The following is a 21,318-nucleotide window of genomic DNA, read 5'->3' as shown; positions in this document are numbered from 1 at the left end:
GGATCGCGCATTTCTTTCACAACTTCAGACTCGCAAACGCACGTGTCATATAGCGGACACGTGATCGAAAGGAATCAACAGTGCTTATCGCACAGCGTCCGACGCTCACCGAGGAGAACATCTCGGAGTTCCGTTCCCGCTTCGTCATCGAGCCCCTCGAGCCCGGCTTCGGCTACACGCTCGGCAACTCGCTGCGTCGCACCCTGCTGTCCTCCATCCCCGGCGCCGCTGTCACCAGCATCCGGATCGACGGAGTCCTGCACGAGTTCACGACCGTCCCGGGCGTCCGCGAGGACGTCACCGAGATCATCCTGAACATCAAGGGACTCGTCGTCTCCTCCGAGCACGACGAGCCGATCACCGCCTACCTGCGCAAGCAGGGCGCCGGCCAGGTCACCGCCGCCGACATCTCGGCTCCGGCCGGTGTCGAGATCCACAACCCGGACCTCGTCATCGCGACCCTGAACGACAAGGCGAAGTTCGAGCTCGAGCTCACCATCGAGCGCGGCCGCGGCTACGTCTCGGCGACCCAGAACCGCAGCGAGTTCTCCGAGGCCGGCCAGATCCCGGTCGACTCGATCTACTCGCCCGTGCTCAAGGTCACCTACCGCGTCGAGGCCACCCGTGCCGGCGAGCGCACCGACTTCGACCGCCTGGTCGTCGACGTCGAGTCGAAGCCGGCCATCACGCCGCGCGACGCCATCGCGTCGGCCGGTCGCACCCTGACCGAGCTGTTCGGACTCGCCCGCGAGCTGAACAACGCGGCCGAGGGCATCGAGATCGGCCCCGCGCCGGTCGACGCCGTCCTCTCGACCGAGCTGTCCATGCCCATCGAGGACCTCGACCTCTCGGTGCGCAGCTACAACTGCCTCAAGCGCGAGGGCATCAACAACGTCAACGAGCTCGTCGCCCTCTCGGAGACGCAGCTCATGAACATCCGCAACTTCGGTCAGAAGTCGGTGGATGAGGTCAAGGAGAAGCTGACGGAGCTGGGCCTGTCGCTGAAGGACTCGGTCCCCGGGTTCGACGGCGCCCACTTCTACAGCTACGACGACGAGAGCATCTAGGTCTCCGCTCCGGCGTTCGACCTTCTGACACCCCTTTAGTACTGGAGTAAAGCCATGCCCAAGCCCACGAAGGGCCCCCGCCTCGGAGGCGGTCCCGCACACGAGCGTCTGCTGCTCGCGAACCTGGCCGCGGCCCTGTTCACGCACAAGAGCATCAAGACGACCGAGACCAAGGCCAAGCGCCTGCGTCCCCTCGCCGAGCGTCTGGTGACGTTCGCGAAGCGCGGCGACCTGCACGCCCGCCGCCGCGTCCTCGCGACCATCGGCGACAAGAGCGTCGTGCACGAGCTCTTCACCGAGATCGCGCCGCTCGTCGCCGAGCGTGAGGGCGGCTACACCCGCATCACGAAGATCGGCCCCCGCAAGGGCGACAACGCGCCCATGGCCGTCATCGAGCTCGTCCTCGAGCCCGTGACGCCGAAGGTCAAGAAGTCGCGCACCGCCGCCGCTCCCGTCTCGGCTCCGGTCGAGGACGAGACCGTCGTTGAGGACGCCCCCGTCGAGGAGGCGCCCGTCGCCGACACGACCGAGGCCGACGCGACCGTCCAGGACGCGCCCGTCGAGGACGCCCCGGTCGAGACGGCCGCCGAGACCAAGTAGTCCCGCGCACGTCTCGAGAGCCCTCCGCCCCTCCGGGGGCGGGGGGCTCTCGTCGTCCCGAGCGGCGGTCCCTGACGTGCTCGGTGGCGCGGAACGTCGCTTACGATGGCGGAATCGTTCCCCCGGCAGGGCGGGGCGCGACCGGATCCCGGACCCCGCCCCCGCCGCCCAGCAGGAGGTGCCCCGTGCGTCCGCACCACCCGCTCCTCGTCATCGCGGCGACGATCCTGCTGGCCGGCTGCTCCTCCGCCCCGGTCCTCGACGTGCCGGAGTCGGCGCGCACCGCCGCTCCGAGCTCCCTCGCCGCACCCGAGGCGGCACCGACGGCGTCCGCCACGGCCGACCTCCCCGCGTCGCCCGAGCTGGACTGCTCGACCGCGCTGCCGCCCGCCGCCGTGGAGAGCGCCGTGGGGCTGCCCGCGGGCACGGCCGCTCTGCAGCAGTCGGGCGACACCTGCTCCTACGCCGTCGCCGGCAATCCGTCCGCCGTCGTCGTCCGCGTCGGACCCGCGCGCCTCGCGGAGACGTTCATCGGGGCGGGCGAGGCGGTCGGCGCCGTCTCCGCCCCGCTGGGCGAGGCGGCCTACCGGCTCGAGGGCTCGCCGACGACGCCGTCCGAGCTCGCCGTGCTCGCGGGCGGCTACGAGGTGCACGTCGAGTCGTACGTGGGGGATCAGGACGTGCTCGCGGACTGGGCGGTCGCCGTCCTCGACCCGCTCGGTGTGCGGCTGTCCGCGGGCTGATCCGCCGCTGCCGATCGCTCCGGGCCGTCCTCGCGGACGATCTAGACTCGTCGGGTGCTCCGCCGTGTCCGCCTCGATCTGGCCTACGACGGCACCCACTTCGCGGGCTGGGCGCTGCAGCCCGGTCTCCGCACCGTCCAGGGCGTCCTGGAGGACGCGCTCGGGCTCCTGCTGCGCTCCGAGGAGCGGACGGTCGTCACGGTCGCCGGCCGGACGGATGCAGGTGTCCACGCGAGCGCCCAGGTAGCGCACCTCGATCTCACCCCGCAGCAGTGGTCGCGCCTGAACGGCCGGCCCCGCGCCGGGACCGAGGCCGTCGAGCCGGAGGTCGTGCTCCAGCGCAAGCTGCAGGGGATCCTCGGCCAGTACTCCGACCTGTCCGTGCACCGGGTCTCGCGGGCGCCCGAGGGCTTCGACGCCCGCTTCTCGGCGCGCTGGCGGCGCTACGAGTACCGGCTCGCGGACCGGTCCTCGCTCCGCCGGCCACTGGAGCGCGCCTACACGACCTGGATCAACGAGGCGGTCGACGAGACTCTGATGGCGGGCGCCGCGGAATCCCTGCTCGGCCTGCACGACTACGCCTCGTTCTGCCGGGCGCGCGTCGGGGCGACCACCATCCGCAGCCTGCTCGACTTCACCTGGGAGCGGGACGCGGACGGTGTCCTGCACGCGCACCTGCGCGCCGACGCCTTCTGCCACAGCATGGTGCGAGCGCTCGTCGGCTCCTGCGTGGCCGTGGGGATCGGCAAGCTGGACGCGGGGGAGCTCCCGCTGCTGCGGGACGCCGCGCGGCGCACCAACGCCTTCGCCGTCATGCCGGCGCGCGGTCTCGTCCTGCGCGAGGTCGACTACCCTGAGGACTCCGAACTGGCCGAGCGGGCCGTGCTCACCCGGGTGAAGCGCACCCTGCCGGGCGGGGACGCCGAGGGGGAGGACGACGCGTGATCCTGGGGAACCGCCGCGCGGCCGCTCTCGCCGCCGCGCTCGTCCTGCCGGCGGCGCTGCTGCTCGGCGGATGCTCCTCATCGACGATCGACGTGCCGGACGAGGCGCCGCCGACCGCCGTCCCGTCCACCGCGCCGAGTGGCGGACCCCCCGCGGAGCCGACCGCTCCCGCGCCGGCGCCGTCCGCCGCCGCGAGCGTCGAGGAGCTCGACTGCGCGGCGGTGCTGCCGGTGGAGACGATCGAGGCCGTGCTCGAGCTGCCCGAGGGGTTCGTGACGAGCTCCGATCAGGGCTCCGGCTGCACCTGGGCGATGGCGGGGAACCCCGCCGCGCTGGTCCTGCAGACGGCGACCGGCGCCGGCACGAGCGCGTTCGCCGCACAGGAGTCCGCCGGTCCGGTCGAGCCGAGCGGGCTCGGCGACGTCGCCTTCTTCCGCGCCGGCGATCCGGCGGCCGACCCGGCCGCGGCGGTCGTCGTGCTCATGGGCGACCGGCTGCTCTCGCTCCGGTCGTACGTCGGCGGGCAGGCCGCGCTGGAGGAGCTCGCGACGGACGCCCTCACCGCGCTGGGGCAGGGGCCCTCCTGAGCCGGGCCGCCCCTCGGCGGGCGGCGGCGGGCGAGCGCGAGCTTCCGCTCCGGTGCGGATTGCTGTACTGTCGACCCTTGGTGTTCTCGGCCGCATGCCGGCACCCGAAGTTGAGCCCTCCACCGGATCGGTTCGGCCCCCTCGCGGGTCGAACGGCCACGGAGCGGGATTCACGAACTCCTCACTCCGATCAGAAAGCAGCACTCACGTGACTCGCACTTTTTCTCCGAAGCCGGCTGACGTCCAGCACGACTGGATCGTCATCGACGCGTCCGACGTCGTGCTCGGCCGTCTGGCCACCCACGCCGCTGCGCTCCTGCGCGGCAAGCACAAGGCGACGTTCGCGCCGCACATGGACATGGGCGACTTCGTCATCATCGTCAACGCCGAGAAGGTGGCCCTCACCGGCCAGAAGCTCCTCCAGAAGAAGGCGTACCGCCACTCCGGCTACCCGGGCGGCCTCACGGCCACCACGTACGCCGAGCTCCTCGAGAAGAACCCGATCCGCGCCGTCGAGAAGGCCATCCGCGGAATGCTCCCCAAGAACTCCCTCGGTCGTGCGCAGCTGCGCAAGCTGAAGGTCTACACGGGCACCGAGCACCCTCACGCGGCTCAGCAGCCCAAGGCGTACGCCTTCACCCAGGTCGCCCAGTAGGCTCCGGCCCTCCCCGACACCCCAGACTTCGAAGACAAAGGATCACCTACACCGTGGCGAAGATCGCAGACCAGATCGACGTGGCTCCCGAGAGCTACTCCACCGAAAGCCCGGCCACCGAGGCGTCCACGACGCCCCGCGCCGTCCTCAACGTCTCCGGCGCAGCCGTGGGCCGTCGCAAGCAGGCCATCGCCCGCGTGCGCCTGGTCCCGGGCTCCGGCAGCCTGACCGTGAACGCCCGCGAGTTCGCGGAGTACTTCCCCAACAAGCTGCACCAGCAGCTGATCAACGACCCGTTCAAGGTCCTCGACCTCCTCGGCTCCTACGACGTGGTCGCGAAGATCACCGGCGGCGGCCCCTCCGGCCAGGCCGGTGCGCTCCGCCTCGCGATCGCCCGTGCGCTGAACGAGATCGACCGCGAGAACAACCGCGCCGTCCTCAAGAAGGCCGGCTTCCTCACCCGCGACGCTCGCGTCATCGAGCGCAAGAAGGCCGGTCTCAAGAAGGCCCGCAAGGCGTCCCAGTTCTCGAAGCGCTAATCGCTGCGGCCCCCGCGGCCGCCGATCAGCAGCTTCAGAAGGGGACTGGCATCATGCCGCGCCTGTTCGGAACAGATGGCGTCCGTGGCCTCGCGAATCGCGATGTCACGGCCGACCTGGCCCTCGGCCTCGCCCAGGCGGCCGCCCGTGTACTCGGTGCGGCCGCCCGGGCGGAGGGCCGTCGGCCCCTCGCCGTCCTGGCCCGCGATCCTCGGATCTCGGGTCAGTTCATCGGTGCCGCCGTCGCGGCCGGGCTCGCGAGCGCCGGCGTCGACGTGCTGGACGCGGGAGTGATCCCGACGCCCGCCGCCGCGTACCTCATCGCCGACGAGAGCGCCGACTTCGGCGTGATGATCTCGGCGTCGCACAACCCCGCCGCCGACAACGGCATCAAGTTCTTCGCGGCCGGCGGTCGCAAGCTGCCGGACGAGCTGGAGAACCGCATCGAGGCGGCTCTGGGCGTCCCGCCGCTCACGCCGCTCGGCCCGGACGTGGGCCGGATCCGCCGCTTCGCGGACGCCGAGGACCGCTACGTCCTCCACCTGCTCGGCTCGCTCGGCAGCACCCGCCTCGACGGACTGCACGTGGTCATCGACTGCGCGCACGGTGCCGCCGCAGGGATCTCGCCCGAGGTGTTCACCGACGCCGGCGCGACCGTCACCGTGATCGGCAACGATCCGGACGGCATCAACATCAACGACGGAGTGGGCTCGACCCATCTCGACCACGTCGCCGAGGCGGTCCGCGAAGCGGGCGCCGACGTGGGCATCGCGCACGACGGCGACGCGGACCGCTGCCTGGCGGTCGACGCCGAGGGGCGCGTCGTCGACGGCGACCAGATCATGGCGATCCTCGCGACCTCGATGGCGCGGCGCGGCGTCCTGCGCGACAACGTGCTCGTCGCCACGGTGATGAGCAACCTCGGCCTCAAGACCGCGATGGCCGACGCCGGCATCCGGGTGATCGAGACGGGCGTGGGCGACCGCTACGTGCTCGAGGCCATGAACGACGGCGGCTACTCGCTCGGCGGCGAGCAGTCCGGCCACGTCATCATGAGCCGCTTCGCCACGACCGGCGACGGCGTCCTCACGGGCCTGCAGCTGGCGGCCGAGATGGCGCGCAGCGGCAAGACGCTCGCCGAGCTCGCCTCGGTGATGCGCGTGTTCCCGCAGACGCTCGTCAACGTCCGCGGCGTCGACCGCGAGGGCGTGCACGACGACACCGTGATCGCGGCGGCCATCGCCGCGGCCGAGGCGGAGCTGGGCACCGGCGGGCGCGTCCTGCTGCGACCCTCGGGCACGGAGCCGATGGTGCGCGTCATGGTCGAGGCCTCCACGAAGGAGACCGCGGACCGGCTGGCGGAGTCGCTGGCGGCGGTCGTGCTCGAGCAGCTGCGCGTCGCGTCCTAGCGGCCGGAGCCGCTGACCGGGGATCTCGATCCGCCACTGCGGGGCTACTCGATCAGCATGCTTCCGCCTGCTCGCTGTGTGCTGGTCGACGACGCACGGCATGACTCGGCCTGCTCGCCGCATGCTGGTGGAGTAGCGCCGGAGGCGTGCATCGAGACCCGCCGTCGTCAGCAGGTGAGCCGTCGGCGATCCGTCGTCAGATCTTGCGGAGGAGCACCGAGGAGACGGTGTGGTCGGCCTGCTTGCGCAGGACGAGGCTCGCGCGGGAGCGGGTCGGCCGCACGTTCTGCAGCAGGTTCGGCTCGTTGATCGAGGACCAGATGCTGCGGGCCTGCGCGCGCGCTTCGTCCGGCGTCAGCGAGGCGTAGCGGTGGAAGTACGAGGTCGGGCTGGCGAAGGCGCCCTGCTGGAGGGCGAGGAAGCGCTCCTCGTACCAGCGCGCGATGTCGCTCGTGCGCGCGTCGACGTACACCGTGAAGTCGAACAGGTCGCTGACCGCGAGGCCGTGGCCGGGCGCAGGCGGCTGCAGCACGTTCAGTCCCTCCACGATCAGCACGTCGGGTCGGCGGACCACGATCTCCGCGTCGTGCACGATGTCGTAGGAGAGGTGCGAGTAGAACGGCGCGCGCACCTCGGCGGCCCCGCCCTTCACCTCCGAGACGAAGCGCAGCAGGGCCCGGCGGTCGTACGACTCCGGGAAGCCCTTGCGGCTCATCAACCCTCGCCGCTCGAGCTCCTTGTTGGGCAGGAGGAAGCCGTCGGTCGTCACCAGCTCGACGCGCGGGGTGTCGTCCCAGCGGGCGAGCAGCTCGCGGAGCAGGCGGGCGATGGTCGACTTGCCGACCGCGACCGACCCGGCCACGCCGATCACGAACGGGGTGGGCTGCGCGCGCTCGCCGAGGAACGTGCTCGTCGCCCGGTGAAGCTGGCGCGCGCCCCCGGCGTAGAGGGTGAGCAGTCGCGACAGCGGCAGGTAGACCTCGGCGACCTCGGTGAGGCTCAGCCGGTCGCCGAGCCCGCGCAGCTGCACGACCTCGGTCTCGCTCAGCGGCAGCTCGGTGCTGCGGGCGAGCTCGGCCCAATCGGAGCGGACGATCTCGACGAACGGGGACGGGTGCGCCTCGCGCCCGGGTTCGCGAGCTGACGAGGACATCTGCACGATCCTACCCGCCGCCGCGGCTCGGCCCCGTCGCCGCGGGAGCGCCCCCGCGCGCGATTAGGATCGAGCGCATGTGTGGAATCGTTGGATACGTCGGCGCGCGCGACAGCCTGGCCGTGCTGCTCGGGGGACTGAAGCGACTGGAGTACCGCGGGTACGACTCCGCCGGTGTGGCCGTGATCGACGCCGACGGCCGGATCGACAGCCGCAAGCGCTCCGGCAAGCTCAGCGTCCTGGTCGACGACCTCGAGGCGCACCCGATCGCGCAGGGCACGACCGGCATCGGGCACACCCGCTGGGCGACGCACGGCGGCCCGACCGACCGCAACGCGCACCCGCACCTCGCGGACGACGGGCGCCTGGCCGTCATCCACAACGGCATCATCGAGAACTTCCAGCCGCTCAAGGAGGAGCTGCTCGCCGAGGGCGCGGTCTTCGAGAGCGAGACCGACACCGAGGTCGCCGCGCACCTGATCGCGCGGGAGCACCGCCGCACCGGCGACCTGGTGCTCGCCTTCCAGGCCGTCGTCGCCCGCCTCGAGGGCGCGTTCACGCTCCTCGCGCTGCACCAGGACCAGCCGGGTGTCGTCGTGGGCGCCCGCCGCAACTCGCCGCTCGTGATCGGCCTCGGCGACGGGGAGAACTTCCTCGGCTCCGACGTCGCCGCGTTCGTCGAGTTCACCCGCCGCGCGGTCGCGATCGGGCAGGACCAGATCGTCACGATCACGCCCGAACTCGTCACCGTCACCGACTTCTTCGGCAACCCCGTCGAGACCGAGCCCTTCGAGATCGCCTGGGACGCGTCCGCCTCCGAGAAGGGCGGCTGGTCGAGCTTCATGGCCAAGGAGATCAGCGAGGGCCCGGAGGCCGTCGCCAAGACGCTGCTCGGCCGCATCCAGGACGGCGTGGTCGTGCTGCCCGAGCTCGCGGCGCTCGACGCCACCCTCGCGGACATCGACCGGATCACCGTGATCGCCTGCGGCACCGCCGCCTACTCCGGCATGGTCGCGAAGTACGCGATCGAGAAGTGGGCGCGCGTGCCCGTCGAGGTCGAGCTGAGCCACGAGTTCCGCTACCGCGACCCGGTGCTGACGCCGCGCACGCTGGTCGTCTCGATCAGCCAGTCCGGCGAGACCATGGACACGCTGATGGCCGTGAAGTACGCCCGGGAGAAGGGCGCCAAGACGCTCTCCGTCTGCAACACCCAGGGCGCGACGATCCCGCGCGAGTCCGACGCCGTGCTCTACACCCACGCCGGTCCGGAGGTCGCGGTCGCCTCGACCAAGGCGTTCGTCGCGCAGATCGCGGCGCTGTACCTCTTCGGTCTGCACCTGGCCGCTGTCCGCGGTGCCGCCTCGCCCGAGCTGATCGCCTCGCAGGCCGCGCAGCTCGCGGCCATCCCGGAGAAGCTCTCGCGCGTGCTGGACGCCTCGGAGGCGATCGCCCAGCTCGCCGGCTGGATGGCGGACACCCGCGCGGTGCTCTTCCTCGGCCGCCACGTGGGCTACCCGGTGGCCCTCGAGGGCGCGCTCAAGCTCAAGGAGCTGGCCTACATCCACGCCGAGGGCTTCGCCGCGGGCGAGCTGAAGCACGGGCCGATCGCGCTGATCGAGCCGGGACAGGTCGTCTTCGTCATCGTGCCGAGCCCGAGCGAGTCGTACGAGCTGCAGCGCAAGGTGATCTCGAACATCCAGGAGATCAAGGCGCGCGGCGCCCGGGTCATCGCGATCGCGGAGCAGGGCGATGCCGCCGCCATCCAGATCGCCGACGAGGTCGTGCCGATCCCGCTGGCCGACCCGCTGTTCGAGCCGCTGCTCGCCGTCACGCCGCTGCAGATGTTCGCGATGGAGCTCGCCTCCGCCAAGGGCCTCGACGTCGACCAGCCGCGGAACCTCGCCAAGTCGGTCACGGTCGAGTGACCCTGCCGTGATCGTCGGGATCGGCGTGGACGTGGTGGATCTCGCGCGCTTCGAGCGGGCGATCACGCGCACCCCGCGACTGCGGGAGCGGTTGTTCGCCGAGAGCGAACGCGATCTCCCGACGGCGTCGCTGGCGGGGCGGTTCGCGGCCAAGGAGGCGCTGATCAAGGCGCTCGGCGATTCGGCCGGGGCGCGCTGGCACGACATGGTGGTCGAGCGCGACGAGCACGGGAACCCCTCCTTCGCCCTGCACGGGGCGGCTCGCGCGGCGGCCGAGTCGCGGGGGATCGTCCGCGTGCACCTCTCGATGAGCCACGACGCCGGCATCGCCTGCGCGTTCGTGGTGGCCGAGTCGTGATCGCGCCGCTCGCCTACCGCGAGGCGCTGATCGACCTGGACGCCGTCGCGGCGAACACGGCGCGGCTCCGGGCGCTGACGGCCGCACCCCGGCTGATGGCGGTCGTCAAGGCGAACGCCTACGGACACGGCGCGCTCGCGGTGGCGCAGGCGGCGCTCGCCGGCGGGGCGGACGCGCTCGGCACCGCCGATCTCGAGGAGGCGGTGGCGCTCCGCGAGGCCGGGATCCTCGCGCCTGTGCTCTGCTGGCTGCACGACCCCGAGCAGGACTTCGACACCGCCCTCGAGCACGGCATCGAGGTCGCCGTGTCCTCAGTCGCGCAGCTCGACCGGCTCGCGCAGGCCGCCGAGGACCGCGGCGTGCGCGGCGCGGTGCAGCTGAAGGTCGACACCGGTCTGAGCCGCAACGGGGCGCCGGAGGCGGAGTGGGCGCCGCTCGCGCAGTCGCTCGCCCGGCACGCGGCGCGCGGCTCGCTGCAGCTCACCGGTCTGTTCTCGCACCTCTCGAACACCTCGCGCGAGGAGGACCTGGCGCAGCTCGCGGGACTGCGCCGGGCGGAGGAGGTGCTGCGCGCGCACGGGACGCCGGCGCCGCTGGTGCATCTCGCCGCGACGGCCGCCGCGCTCCGCCTGCCGGAGGCGCGCCTGGACCAGGTGCGCACCGGCATCGGCGTGTACGGGCTGTCGCCGTTCGACGACGAGACGTCCCTCGGGCTCGGCCTGGTGCCGGCGATGACTCTGCAGGGCCGCGTCGCCGGACTGCGCCGGGTTCCCGCCGGAACGGGGGTCAGCTACGACTACGCCTACCGGGCCGCCGGCGAGACGACGCTCGCGCTGGTGCCGTTCGGCTACGCGGACGGGATCCCGCGCGCCGCGTCCGGTGTCGCCGAGGTGTCGATCGGCGGGCGCCGCCACCGCATCGCCGGACGGGTCGCGATGGACCAGTTCGTGGTCGACGTCGGCGACGCTCGCGTCGCGGTCGGCGACCCGGTGACCCTCTGGGGCGACCCGACCACCGGCGTCCCCTCGGTCGACGAGTGGGCGCGATGGTGCGGGACGATCGACTACGAGCTGGTCACCCGGATCGGGCACCGCGTCCCGCGCAGGACGGTCGGCGGCCCCGCGGGAGGCGCCCGTGCCTGAGCGCGGCTGGTTCGCCGACCGCACCGTCGAGATCGCGGATCCGGAGGCGATGGAGGAGCTCGGCCGCTCCCTCGGGCAGGTGCTGCGCGCCGGCGACCTGCTGGTGCTGACCGGGCCGCTCGGCGCGGGCAAGACGACCTTCACCCGCGGCCTCGGTGACGGGCTCGGCGTGCGCGGGCCGGTCACCAGCCCGACCTTCGTGATCGCGCGGACGCATCCTCCGCTGCACGGCGGGCCGCCGCTCGTGCACGTGGACGCCTACCGCGTCGGCTCCGCCGTGGAGCTGGACGATCTCGATCTCGACCTCGAGCACTCGGTCGTCGTGGTGGAGTGGGGCGCCGGGCTGCTCGACGGCGTGGCGGAGTCGTGGCTCGACGTCGTCCTCGAGCGTCCGACCGGCGGCTCCGACGCCGAGGACGGCGAGGAGCCGATCGAGCCGCGCACGGTGCGCTTCCGCGGCACGGGCTGGTCCTGACCGCTCTGCTCACGGCGGGTCCCGAGACGCCGCTGCGCGGCTGCTCGACCAGCACAGGGAGCGCCGCAGGCTCCGCGGCCGGTGCCCCGTCGCCCGCGGGTAGCCTGTCAGGGTGCTGCTCGCGATCGACACCTCCTCCGGTACCTCCGTCGCCGTCGTCGGCACCGACGGCGTGGTCCGCGCCGAGCGCACCGAGACCGACACCATGCGGCACGCCGAGGTCGTCGGCCGGCTGATCCAGGAGGCCCTCGAGGCGGCGGGCGTCGGCCCCGACGCGATCGCGGCCGTCGCCGTGGGCATGGGCCCCGGCCCCTTCACGGGCCTCCGAGTCGGCATCGCCGCGGCCCGCGCCTTCGCGTTCGGCCGCGACGTGCCCACCCTCCCGGTCGTCTCGCACGACGCGGTCGCGCTCGGCGCGCTGCGCCACGGCCGCGCCGACGGCTTCCTCGTCGTCACCGACGCGCGCCGCCGCGAGCTCTACTGGAGTGCCTACGCCGGCCTCGACGAGCAGGGCCTCCCCGTCCGCACCGCCGGACCCGGCCTCGACAAGCCGCCGGCGCTGCCCTTCCCCGAGCTGCCCCGCCTCGAGGCGGAGACGGTGTCCGCCGCCGAGCTGGGCGTGGTCGCCGCTCTCACCCGCGCGGCCGGCCGCGCTCCCGCGGCGGACGAGCCGCTCTACCTCCGCTCGCCCGACGTCACGCTCTCGGCCGGCCCGAAGCGGGTCACCGCGTGAGCGCCGAGCTGCGCGACGCCACCGTCGACGACCTCGACGCGATCATGGCGATCGAGGAGTCGGAGTTCACCAGCGACGCGTGGTCGCGCACGATGATGCGCGAGGAGATCCGGAGCCGGCACACCCGCTACCTCGTCGCCGAGGACGCGGGCGAGCTGGTCGGCTACGCCGGGCTCCTCTGCCCGGTCGGCGCGCACGAGGGCGACGTGCAGACCATCGCGGTGCTCGCCTCCGCCCGCCGCACGGGGCTCGGTCGACGCCTGCTGCGCGCCCTCGTCGCCACCGCCGCCGAGCGCGGCGCCCGCGAGGTCTTCCTCGAGGTCCGCGCCGACAACCCCGCCGCCCAGTCGCTCTACCGCTCGGAGGGCTTCGAGGAGATCGGGGTCCGCCCCGCCTACTACCAGCCCGACGGGGTCGACGCGCTCGTGATGCGCGCGCCGATCCCCGCCCCTCGACAGGAGTCGTCATGACCGCCGGTCCGCTCGTCCTCGGCATCGAGACCAGCTGCGACGAGACCGGGATCGGCATCGTCCGCGGCACGACGCTGCTCGCCAACACCATCGCCTCGTCGATGGAGGAGCACGCCCGCTACGGCGGCGTGGTGCCCGAGGTCGCCGCCCGCGCGCACCTCGAGGCGCTCGAGCCGACGCTGCGCACGGCGCTCGCCGAGGCCGGCGTCTCGCTGCAGGAGCTGGACGCGATCGCGGTCACGAGCGGCCCCGGCCTGTCGGGCGCGCTGATGGTCGGCGTCGGCGCAGCGAAGGCGCTGGCGGTCTCGCTGGGGAAGCCGCTCTACGCCGTCAACCACCTCGTCGGGCACGTCGGCGCCGACGTCCTGCGCGCCGACGGCAGCACCGGCAGCCCGGTGGAGGTGCCGACGATCGCGCTGCTCGTCTCGGGCGGGCACACGTCGCTCCTGCACGTGCGCGACCTCGTCTCGGACGTCGAGCTGCTCGGCGAGACCATCGACGACGCGGCCGGCGAGGCGTTCGACAAGGTCGCGCGCGTGCTCGGCCTGCCCTACCCCGGCGGCCCGCAGATCGACCGCGTCGCCGCCGATGGCGATCCGAAGGCGATCCGCTTCCCGCGCGGCCTCACCCTCCCCAAGGACCGGGAGAAGCACCGCTACGACTTCTCCTTCTCGGGGCTCAAGACCGCGGTCGCGCGCTGGGTGGAGAAGCGCCAGGACGCCGGCGCGGAGGTCCCGATCGCCGACGTCGCCGCCAGCTTCCGCGAGGCGGTGGCGGATGTGCTCCTGACCAAGGCGGTCGCGGCCTGCGTCGACCGCGGGGTGCCGCGGCTGCTGCTCGGCGGGGGAGTGGTCGCCAACGCCCGTGTCCGCGAGCTGGCCGAGGAGCGCTGCGCGGCGGCGGGCATCGCTCTGCGGATCCCCGCGCTGTCGCTCTGCACGGACAACGGCGCGATGATCGCCGCCCTCGGCGCCCAGCTGATCGAGGCCCGACACCCTCCGTCGAGCCTCTCCTTCGGTGCCGATTCGACGCTGCCCGTCACCGAGATCCAGGTCCGCTGATCGGGCTACCGCACCGTCGCGCTGTGTCACAAGCACCGTCCAGCCTTTTGACAGCCCAGCGGGGACACTGCCACAGTGAGCCCACTCACTCGTTCCTGATCAAGGGGGATCCGCCATGACCACTCCGTACACGCCCGCGTCCGACCGCTACAACATCCTGGCGATCATCGGCTTCATCGCCTCGTTCTTCGTCTCGATCGTCGGCATCGTCCTCGGCTTCATCGCCCTGTCGCAGATCAAGCGGACCGGCGAGCGCGGTCGCGGCCTCGCCATCGCCGCTGTCGTGATCGGCTTCGTCGCCATCATCGTCACCATCATCTCCGTCGTCGCCCTGTTCTCGATCGCGGGCCTGGCGAGCACGACGACGGACTACTGATCGACAGCGTCCCGCGCCCCATCGGGCGGGACGTGACGTGCGCGAGGAGGGCGACGTGAACGACGACACCACCGGCGATCCGGCAGCGGGGTCGGCGGCACCGCCGCCGCGGTACGCGCCGCCCTCCGTCCCGCCGTCGCCGGAGTACGCGCCCCCGACGGAGCGGCCGGAGGCGGCGGGAACCGGGGAATCCGGCTCCGCCGTCGCGCCCGACGGGTCTGCCGACGGCGACGGCCGCCCCGGTGCCCCCGCACCGCGCCCGCCGCTGAACGGCCTGGCCGTCGCCGCCCTGATCTGCGGCATCCTCGGTCTCGCCCCCGCCGCGATCGTCCTCGGTCACGTCGGCTTCGCCCAGGCGCGCCGCTCGGGGCAGCGCGGCCGCGGACTCGCGATCGCCGGCTTCCTCCTCGGCTACCTCGCGCTCGTGCTGCTGCTCGTCGGCGCTCTGGCCTACTCGGCCTTCGTCGGCGGGCTCCGGACGGACGGCTACCTCCCGGCCTGAGCGGGGCGGCGACCTCGTCCTAGACTTCGAGGCATGAGCGACAGCAGCCAGCCCGGTTCCGACGACCGACCGGGTCGCCCTCCCGTCCCCCCTGCTCCTCCCGTGCCCCCGGCGCCCCCGGCCCCGCCCGCGTACTCCGCCGGAGCCCCGGCGGCCCCCGGCCAGGGCGTTCGCGACACCCCGCCGCCCGCCTACGGGACGCCGCTCCCGCCGGCCCCGACCGCCGCGCCGCCGCAGTACGCCTACGTCCCGGCGCCCACGACGGTGCCCAAGACGCTGAGCCTCACCGGCATGATCCTCGGCATCGTGGGCCTGGTGATCTCGATCTTCGGCTGGGGCTTCGGCTTCATCCTCTCGGCGCCCGCGATCGTGCTCGGCTTCCTCGGTCGCCGTCGCGAGCCGGGTGCCCGCGGTCTCGGGCTGACCGCGATCATCACCGGCATCGCCGGCGTCGTGATCTCGCTGATCTACCTGGCCGTCACGATCGTGCTCCTCGCGCTCGCGCTGGACGCGGCGAGCTCCCCCGGCGGGCTCTAGGCGGCAGCGGTCGGTCTCAGGACACGCGCTCGGCCAGCAGGGCGCGGTGGCGCCCCTGGATCCTCGTGAGGATCAGGACGGCGCTGCCCCGCCCCGCGAGGCCGAGCCTCCTGCGGAAGCGTGCGGGATCGACGTCGACCCCGCGCTTCTTGATCTCCAGGACTCCGATGCCGCGGGCGCGCAGCTCGCGCGCGAGGGTGCGCTCGTCCAGGGGCAGCTCCGCGAGCACGCGGAAGCTGCGGAGGAACGGCGAGACGGCCGGCTGGTCACCCGTGAGGTAGGCGATGCCCGGCGAGAGCATGCGCGAGCCGCTGGTGCGGGCCAGCTCGCCGAGCAGGCGCGCGCGGATGGCCGACCCGTCCGGCTCGTGGACGAAGGCGCCGAGGTCGCCCACCTCCTCGTCCTCGCTGTCGGCCGGCGCGGTGAGCTCGACGGCGCCGGTCGCCCCGAGCAGGAGCGCGGAGCGGCGCACGCCCGGCCGGGCCAGCGGACCGAACCAGAGCCCCGTCTCGACCAGCTCGCCGTCGACCGACACCCACTGCGCCTCCGCGTCCGCGGGGATCCGCTCGCGGTCGAAGCCCGGCCCGAGCTTCACGCCGACGGGCCGCGCCTCCGCCAGCCCGAAGGCGAAGTCGAGCGAGGGCGAGTAGTCGTCGGGATCGTCGAGGCGCCGGGTCTCCCGGTGGCCGGCGGTGCGGCGGGCCGGATCGAGGTAGACGGCGTCGAAGCCGTCCAGGTCGAACGCCTCGGCGTCGCCGTGCACGGCCTGCGCGGAGGGGAACGGGGCGAGATTGAAGCTGGCCAGGGTGGCGGTGATCTCGTCCGCGTCGACGGCGGTGACCTCGAGGTCGATGGCCGCCATCGCCAGGGCGTCGCCGCCGATGCCGCTGCCGAGGTCGGCGATGCGGGTGAGGCCGGCGGAGGAGAACCGGCCGGCGTGCAGCGCCGCGACCCGGAGCCGGGTGGCCTGCTCGAGTCCGGCGTCGGTGAAGAGCATCGACCGCGCGAACTCGCCGAACTTCCCGGTGGCCTTCGCGCGCAGCCGCGCCTGGGTCAGCACGGCCGAGACCAGTCCGGGGGAGTGGCCCGCGGAGCGGAGCGTCGCGACGGCGCGCACCAGGTCGTCCGCGCGGTAGCCGTCGAGCGAGTCGAGGAGCCGGAGGCCCTCGGGGGAGAGGAGCTCGACCAGCTCGGCGCGTTGCATCCGGCCATGCTAGGCCACCGTCTCCGACCGTCGCGGCGCGCCTGCCTGGCACTCTGATTGCACGAGTGCCAGCGGAGCCTCTACAGTGGAGCTAGCACTCTCGGAGCGTGTCTGCCAACGGCGGCGCTCCGCCCCCGTCGTCGTCAAGAAAGAGGTCAACCGTGTCGGTGTCCATCAAGCCGCTCGAAGATCGCATCGTCATCAAGCAGGTCGAGGCCGAGCAGGTCACTGCTTCCGGTCTCGTCATCCCCGACACCGCCAAGGAGAAGCCCCAGGAGGGCGAAGTCGTCGCCGTCGGCCCCGGCCGCATCGACGACAACGGCAACCGCGTCCCGCTCGACGTGGCCGTCGGTGACAAGGTCATCTACTCCAAGTACGGCGGAACCGAGGTCAAGTTCGGTGGAGACGACCTCCTGGTCCTCTCCGCTCGCGACGTCCTCGCGGTCGTCGTCCGCTAGAGACGGATCCCCGAAGGGCCCGGCGACGACAGTCGCCGGGCCCTTCGTCGTCCAGCGCAGTGGGCCCGGCGACAGGAGTCGCCGGGCCCTTCGTCGTGCGCCCCCGGTCCTCTTCGCGACCGGTGGCCTGATCCTGACGTCGGGTGACCGTTCCGGGCGGTCGGCGGGTCCGCGTCCTGCGTAGCATCGGACGGGTGCCCGCCTCCCGCCTCCCCGCCGACCCCGCCTCGCTGACGACGAGCGACGCCGCGGCCGGCGAGGGCGTCGAGGCGCTCCCGGTGAAGGGCTCCGGTGGAGCGCTGTCGTCGACCGGCCTGTGGTTCGGCTTCTCCGCCTACCTGCTGTGGGGCGCGATGCCGCTCTACTTCATCGCGATGGCGCCCGCCTCGCCGTTCGAGATCGTCGCGCTGCGGGTGCTCTTCTCGTTGGTCTTCTGCCTGCTCCTGCTGACGGTGACCCGCAGCTGGCACGGCTTCACAGCCCTCTTCCGCGAGCCGAGGCTGCTGGGCGTGATGGCGATCGCCGGTGTGCTGATCTACATCAACTGGCAGGTCTACGTCATCGCGACGACCACCGGCCACGTGATCGAAGCGGCGCTGGGCTACTTCATGAACCCGCTCGTGACGGTGCTGCTCGGCGTGATCGTGCTCCGCGAGCGGCTCCGCCCGGCGCAGTGGGTCGCGATGGGGATCAGCGCCGTCGCCGTCCTCGTCATCGCCGTCGGCTACGGCTCCTTCCCCTGGGTCTCGCTGGCGCTCGCGTTCTCCTTCGGCCTCTACGGCCTGGTGAAGAGCCGCGTCGGCGGACGGATGGACGCGGTGAGCGGCCTCACGCTCGAGACGCTCTGGCTCACGCCGCTCGCGATCGTGCAGCTGCTGGTGGTCGGCTCGATGGTCGGGCTGACGCTCGGCACCGAGGGGACGGGGCACGCGCTCATCCTCGCCTCGGCCGGCATCGTCACTGCCGTCCCGCTGCTGCTCTTCGCCGGGGCGGCACGGCGACTCCCGCTCTCGATCGTCGGCTTCATCCAGTACCTGACGCCGGTGCTGCAGTTCGTCGTCGGCGCGTTCGTCCTGCACGAGGAGATGCCGCCGGAGCGCTGGGTCGGGTTCGCGCTGGTCTGGGCGGCCCTGGCGATCTTCTCAGTCGACCTCGTCTCGGCCGAGCGCCGGAGGCGCCGCGCGACGGCCCGACCTGCGGATCGCGTCGCCGCAGAGCGCTCCCACGACGAAAAGTAACGATCAGGTCGCGAAACGCATCTGAAACACCCCCGTATTGTTCACGGCTTCTCCGAAGGTTAGGTTGGCCGAGCGGTTGCCTCCGGCGCCGCTCCCACGACAGAACCTCTCAAGGAGAAACATGCGCGTTCACGCGAAGGCCGGGACGGCCCGTACGCGATCCCTCCGGGCGACCCTCGGCGGCGTCGCCTTCCTGGGCGCCAGCGCTCTCGTCCTCGCCGGTTGCGCCAGCGGCGGCGGCGGAGACGCGGGCACCGACGGCGGCGAGTCCGGCGACCTGTCCCTCAAGATCGGCACGATCCTCCCGCAGACGGGCACCCTGGCCGTCCTCGGCCCGCCCGAGATCGCGGGCGTCGACCTCGCCGTCAAGGACATCAACGACGCCGCTGCCGGCCTCACCATCGACGTCGAGCAGAAGGACTCCGGCGACACCACGACCGACATCGCGACCCAGTCCGCGACCTCGCTCATCGCCGACGGCGCGAGCGTCATCATCGGAGCGGCCTCCTCGGGCGTCTCGAAGACGTTCATCGACCAGGTGACCCAGGCGGGCGTCGTCCAGATCTCGCCGGCCAACACCTCGCCGGACTTCACCACCTACGACGACGACGGCTACTACTGGCGCACCGCTCCCTCGGACGTGCTCCAGGGCCGCATCCTCGGCAACAAGATCCTCGGCGACGGCAAGACCAACGTCTCGATCCTGTACCTGAACGACGCGTACGGCACCGGCCTCGAGTCGAACATCAAGGAGACCCTCGAGGCGGGCGGCGCGACCGTCGCGGCCGAGGAGATCTTCGAGCCGGCCTCGACCGACTTCAACTCGGCGCTGACCTCGCTGCTCGCCCCGAACCCGGACGCGCTCGTCGTCATCTCCTTCGACGAGATCACCACGATCGCGGAGCAGCTCGCCGCCAAGGGCTTCGACTTCGCGAACCTGTACGGCACGGACGGCAACTACGGCGTCATCACCGACGCGGACACCAACGTCGACATCGCCGGCGCGCAGTTCACCAACCCCGGTGTGCAGGCGTCGGACGAGTTCCAGTCGAACCTCCAGGCCCTCGTCGAGGAGCAGGGGAACGACGCGCTGACGGTGTTCAGCTACGCCCCCGAGTCGTACGACGCCACGGTGCTCGCCGCTCTCGCCGCTCTCGCGGGCGGTGCGACGGACGGTGCGACCATCCGCGACAACCTGCAGGACGTCTCGACCGAGGGCACGAAGTGCACCACGTTCGCCGACTGCGCCACGATGCTCGCCGACGGTGAGGACATCGACTACGACGGCCTCTCCGGCCCGATCTCGTGGGACGAGAACGGCGACCCGACCGAGGCGTCGGTGTCGATCTACAAGTACGGCACCGGCAACGTCACCTCGTTCGAGGAGACCGTCGACGGCTCGCTGAACTAGCACCCCGCTCGCGGCTCCGGCCGTGACGCGCGAAGGGGCCCGGTCATCCGACCGGGCCCCTTCGTCGTGCCCGGGGTCTCGATACGCCGCTGCGCGGCTACTCGACCAGCATGAAGCGCCGGCTTCCCGTCGCGGTGGAGCGAGTGCTCGAGGAGGGCGAGCCGCCTCATGCCGGAGGGGAGGCAGGCCGCCTCATGCCGGAGAGGAGGCGGGCCGCCCCATGCTGATCGAGTGGCCCTCGGAGAGGGCGTATCGAGATCCACCACCGGACGATCGTGGGTCCCCGCTCCGTCCCTCCCGGGGCCGCACACTGCAGCGAGCGCGCGCCCCCCGAGGGGACGCGCGCTCGCTCAGGGCTCGGTGCGGCTCAGGAGGCGCGCAGCAGCTCGGCCTCCTGGGCCAGGCGGTAGGTCACGAACGAGCGGCTGTAGTTGCGGCGCTTGCCGCCGGTGGTCTCGGCGATCACGACCTGCGCGTAGACGCCGACGACGGACCAGCGCTCGTAGTCGCCGATCGCGCCGGTGCCGAAGGTCGCGCCGAGGGCGACGGGGGCGGGGGTGTAGCTCTTCATGGGTCGGCTCCTTCGAAGACGGGGACCGCGGCGCCGGAGGGGGCCGCGGAAGAGGGCAGGAGTCGGTGCCGAGGAGGCCGGGATCCGCCCCCTGATCAGGTGGGGAGGACTCGGGCGGAGCCGCGGGCGCCGACGTTTCTTGTCCCCAAAATTACGGCACGACGCCCTCCTGACCGGCCCTCGGAAGGGGGACGTGGGCGGAGAGAGAGACTCGGTGTCCCGGAGGTCCCCCAGGTCACTCCCAGTGGCAGGAGTCCCGGGCGATGAAGCGGTAGAGCGCCCCTCTCACGGCGTCGGAGACCCCGATCGCGACGACGCCCGACGTGCCGTCGTCGAGGGTGACGGCGACCGGGAGGAACGTCCCGCGCTTGTCCTCCGAGACGGTGTGCGTGCTGCAGTTGCTCGGCACGATCGCGAGGTCGACGCGGGTCGCCGCAGTGCCGGAGTCGACGCGCACGCCGACGGGCCAGGCGTCCTCGCCGGAGGCCGGGCGGAGCAGGATCGTGCGCCCGATCGATGCGATGGAGACGCCGCCGTCCGCCCCCGTCGGCGTCAGGGTCAGTCCGAGGTGCGCGACGGGCGTCCCGCTCTCCTGAGCGACCGTGACGGCGTCTCCGGGCACGATCGAGACGACCTCCGCCACCCGCTGCGCGAGGCAGTCCTCGGCATGGATGCGCGGCAGGCTGCCGAGCGGATCGTCCGGCGCGATCAGCGCCGTCCCCGAGACCTCGCCCTGCGTGAAGGCCACTCGCACCTGGGCCTCCGCACCGGTGCCGGTGCAGTCGGGCGGGGCGAGCTGCAGCCGGAGCGCGGTCGTCGTCCCCGGACGCACGGTGGTCGGGCCGTCGGTGCCGGCCGCCTCGGTGAAGGCGGGGGAGTCGAGCCGCGCCTCCCAGACGTCGAGCGGCTCGGTCGAGCCGTTCGTCACCAGGACCTCGAGCCGTCGAGGGCCGTAGTCGTCGCGGTTCTGCTGCACGCCCACGGAGACGCCCTCCGGCAGCTCGGAGACGGGGCCGGACCCGCAGCCCGTGAGGAGCCCCGTCGCGACCACGACAGCGAGCACGGCGGCGGTGCGGTGCATCCGGTCCTCCTCCTCGACGACGACGGGGCCCGCCGCCGCCGGAGCGGCGGACGACGGGCCCCGGAGGGTGCGGCGGGA

25 protein-coding genes are annotated in these 21,318 nt (G+C 72.6%); 21 read left to right on the top strand and 4 right to left on the bottom strand.

The features are described from left to right. Positions 1–80 precede the first annotated feature (80 nt). The 8 genes from HRK28_RS05055 to glmM all read left to right on the top strand — a co-directional run bounded on the left by HRK28_RS05055 (position 81) and on the right by glmM (position 6,545). Positions 81–1,067, top strand: a complete 987-nt coding sequence (locus tag HRK28_RS05055) for a DNA-directed RNA polymerase subunit alpha (protein WP_123445069.1) — start codon at positions 81–83, stop codon at positions 1,065–1,067. A gap of 54 nt (positions 1,068–1,121) precedes the next feature. Further along, positions 1,122–1,667 carry a 50S ribosomal protein L17 gene (gene rplQ, locus HRK28_RS05050; protein WP_173250606.1) on the top strand — a complete coding sequence of 182 codons (546 nt, stop codon included), beginning with the start codon at positions 1,122–1,124 and terminating at the stop codon, positions 1,665–1,667. Between the two features lie 185 nt (positions 1,668–1,852). Next, positions 1,853–2,410: a hypothetical protein gene (locus HRK28_RS05045; protein WP_173250605.1), complete on the top strand. Its 558-nt coding sequence runs from the start codon at positions 1,853–1,855 to the stop codon at positions 2,408–2,410. A 54-nt stretch (positions 2,411–2,464) separates the two neighbouring features. Continuing rightward, positions 2,465–3,355, top strand: coding sequence for a tRNA pseudouridine synthase A (locus HRK28_RS05040; RefSeq protein WP_173250604.1), 891 nt, complete (start codon positions 2,465–2,467; stop codon positions 3,353–3,355). Beyond that, positions 3,352–3,942 (top strand): hypothetical protein, encoded by a 591-nt coding sequence (locus HRK28_RS05035; RefSeq protein ID WP_173250603.1) that lies wholly within the window; start codon positions 3,352–3,354, stop codon positions 3,940–3,942. Before HRK28_RS05040 ends, HRK28_RS05035 begins: the two co-directional genes overlap by 4 nt. Positions 3,943–4,150: 208 nt before the next feature. Further along, on the top strand, positions 4,151–4,597 hold the full coding sequence (gene rplM, locus HRK28_RS05030; protein WP_160087644.1) for a 50S ribosomal protein L13: 447 nt from the start codon (positions 4,151–4,153) through the stop codon (positions 4,595–4,597). A gap of 53 nt (positions 4,598–4,650) precedes the next feature. After that, entirely contained in the window at positions 4,651–5,136 is a 486-nt protein-coding gene (rpsI, locus tag HRK28_RS05025; RefSeq protein ID WP_160087645.1) for a 30S ribosomal protein S9, read from the top strand. Between the two features lie 53 nt (positions 5,137–5,189). Further along, positions 5,190–6,545, top strand: coding sequence for a phosphoglucosamine mutase (glmM, locus tag HRK28_RS05020; protein WP_160087646.1), 1,356 nt, complete (start codon positions 5,190–5,192; stop codon positions 6,543–6,545). A gap of 196 nt (positions 6,546–6,741) precedes the next feature. On the opposite strand, the gene coaA is transcribed toward glmM, so the two are convergent. Next, complete coding sequence (gene coaA, locus HRK28_RS05015) at positions 6,742–7,698, bottom strand: type I pantothenate kinase (protein ID WP_160087647.1); 957 nt, start codon at positions 7,696–7,698, stop codon at positions 6,742–6,744. A gap of 77 nt (positions 7,699–7,775) precedes the next feature. Between coaA and glmS the strand changes: the two genes are divergently transcribed. The 10 genes from glmS to HRK28_RS04965 all read left to right on the top strand — a co-directional run bounded on the left by glmS (position 7,776) and on the right by HRK28_RS04965 (position 15,277). Then, positions 7,776–9,623 carry a glutamine--fructose-6-phosphate transaminase (isomerizing) gene (gene glmS, locus HRK28_RS05010; protein WP_173250601.1) on the top strand — a complete coding sequence of 616 codons (1,848 nt, stop codon included), beginning with the start codon at positions 7,776–7,778 and terminating at the stop codon, positions 9,621–9,623. A 7-nt stretch (positions 9,624–9,630) separates the two neighbouring features. Continuing rightward, positions 9,631–9,981 carry a holo-ACP synthase gene (locus HRK28_RS05005; protein WP_173250600.1) on the top strand — a complete coding sequence of 117 codons (351 nt, stop codon included), beginning with the start codon at positions 9,631–9,633 and terminating at the stop codon, positions 9,979–9,981. Beyond that, positions 9,978–11,123 carry an alanine racemase gene (alr, locus tag HRK28_RS05000; RefSeq protein WP_173250599.1) on the top strand — a complete coding sequence of 382 codons (1,146 nt, stop codon included), beginning with the start codon at positions 9,978–9,980 and terminating at the stop codon, positions 11,121–11,123. Before HRK28_RS05005 ends, alr begins: the two co-directional genes overlap by 4 nt. Before the next feature lie 49 nt (positions 11,124–11,172). Next, positions 11,173–11,598: a tRNA (adenosine(37)-N6)-threonylcarbamoyltransferase complex ATPase subunit type 1 TsaE gene (gene tsaE / locus HRK28_RS04995; RefSeq protein ID WP_160091230.1), complete on the top strand. Its 426-nt coding sequence runs from the start codon at positions 11,173–11,175 to the stop codon at positions 11,596–11,598. A gap of 112 nt (positions 11,599–11,710) precedes the next feature. Next, positions 11,711–12,331, top strand: a complete 621-nt coding sequence (gene tsaB / locus HRK28_RS04990; protein WP_160087653.1) for a tRNA (adenosine(37)-N6)-threonylcarbamoyltransferase complex dimerization subunit type 1 TsaB — start codon at positions 11,711–11,713, stop codon at positions 12,329–12,331. Beyond that, positions 12,328–12,801, top strand: coding sequence for a ribosomal protein S18-alanine N-acetyltransferase (rimI, locus tag HRK28_RS04985; RefSeq protein WP_160087655.1), 474 nt, complete (start codon positions 12,328–12,330; stop codon positions 12,799–12,801). Before tsaB ends, rimI begins: the two co-directional genes overlap by 4 nt. Next, complete coding sequence (gene tsaD / locus HRK28_RS04980) at positions 12,798–13,862, top strand: tRNA (adenosine(37)-N6)-threonylcarbamoyltransferase complex transferase subunit TsaD (protein WP_173250598.1); 1,065 nt, start codon at positions 12,798–12,800, stop codon at positions 13,860–13,862. The genes rimI and tsaD overlap by 4 nt, the downstream gene beginning before the upstream one ends. Before the next feature lie 115 nt (positions 13,863–13,977). Next, positions 13,978–14,238 carry a DUF4190 domain-containing protein gene (locus HRK28_RS04975; protein ID WP_160087659.1) on the top strand — a complete coding sequence of 87 codons (261 nt, stop codon included), beginning with the start codon at positions 13,978–13,980 and terminating at the stop codon, positions 14,236–14,238. Positions 14,239–14,293: 55 nt separating this feature from the next. After that, positions 14,294–14,740, top strand: coding sequence for a DUF4190 domain-containing protein (locus tag HRK28_RS20725; RefSeq protein WP_160087661.1), 447 nt, complete (start codon positions 14,294–14,296; stop codon positions 14,738–14,740). 33 nt (positions 14,741–14,773) lie between these two features. After that, entirely contained in the window at positions 14,774–15,277 is a 504-nt protein-coding gene (locus tag HRK28_RS04965) for a DUF4190 domain-containing protein (RefSeq protein WP_173250597.1), read from the top strand. Between the two features lie 16 nt (positions 15,278–15,293). Here the strand turns inward: HRK28_RS04965 and HRK28_RS04960 are convergent, their stop codons facing one another. Beyond that, the gene (locus HRK28_RS04960) at positions 15,294–16,481 is read right to left on the bottom strand and encodes a class I SAM-dependent methyltransferase (RefSeq protein ID WP_173250596.1); all 1,188 of its coding nucleotides are present in this window, start codon (positions 16,479–16,481) and stop codon (positions 15,294–15,296) included. A 161-nt stretch (positions 16,482–16,642) separates the two neighbouring features. Between HRK28_RS04960 and groES the strand changes: the two genes are divergently transcribed. From groES to HRK28_RS04945, 3 genes are all read left to right on the top strand, one after another. After that, on the top strand, positions 16,643–16,939 hold the full coding sequence (groES, locus tag HRK28_RS04955) for a co-chaperone GroES (RefSeq protein WP_068251574.1): 297 nt from the start codon (positions 16,643–16,645) through the stop codon (positions 16,937–16,939). Between the two features lie 278 nt (positions 16,940–17,217). Further along, on the top strand, positions 17,218–18,177 hold the full coding sequence (gene rarD / locus HRK28_RS04950) for an EamA family transporter RarD (RefSeq protein WP_367948366.1): 960 nt from the start codon (positions 17,218–17,220) through the stop codon (positions 18,175–18,177). 121 nt (positions 18,178–18,298) lie between these two features. Then, entirely contained in the window at positions 18,299–19,588 is a 1,290-nt protein-coding gene (locus HRK28_RS04945; protein ID WP_160087667.1) for an ABC transporter substrate-binding protein, read from the top strand. A 367-nt stretch (positions 19,589–19,955) separates the two neighbouring features. On the opposite strand, the gene HRK28_RS04940 is transcribed toward HRK28_RS04945, so the two are convergent. Further along, on the bottom strand, positions 19,956–20,159 hold the full coding sequence (locus tag HRK28_RS04940; protein WP_123445088.1) for a hypothetical protein: 204 nt from the start codon (positions 20,157–20,159) through the stop codon (positions 19,956–19,958). Between the two features lie 235 nt (positions 20,160–20,394). Next, positions 20,395–21,240, bottom strand: a complete 846-nt coding sequence (locus HRK28_RS04935; protein ID WP_173250595.1) for a hypothetical protein — start codon at positions 21,238–21,240, stop codon at positions 20,395–20,397. Positions 21,241–21,318 lie beyond the last annotated feature (78 nt).

Origin of the sequence: Rathayibacter sp. VKM Ac-2835, from assembly GCF_013266705.1 — a bacterium.
Lineage (GTDB): Bacteria > Actinomycetota > Actinomycetes > Actinomycetales > Microbacteriaceae > Rathayibacter.
This window is presented reverse-complemented; position numbering and strand designations above follow the sequence as displayed.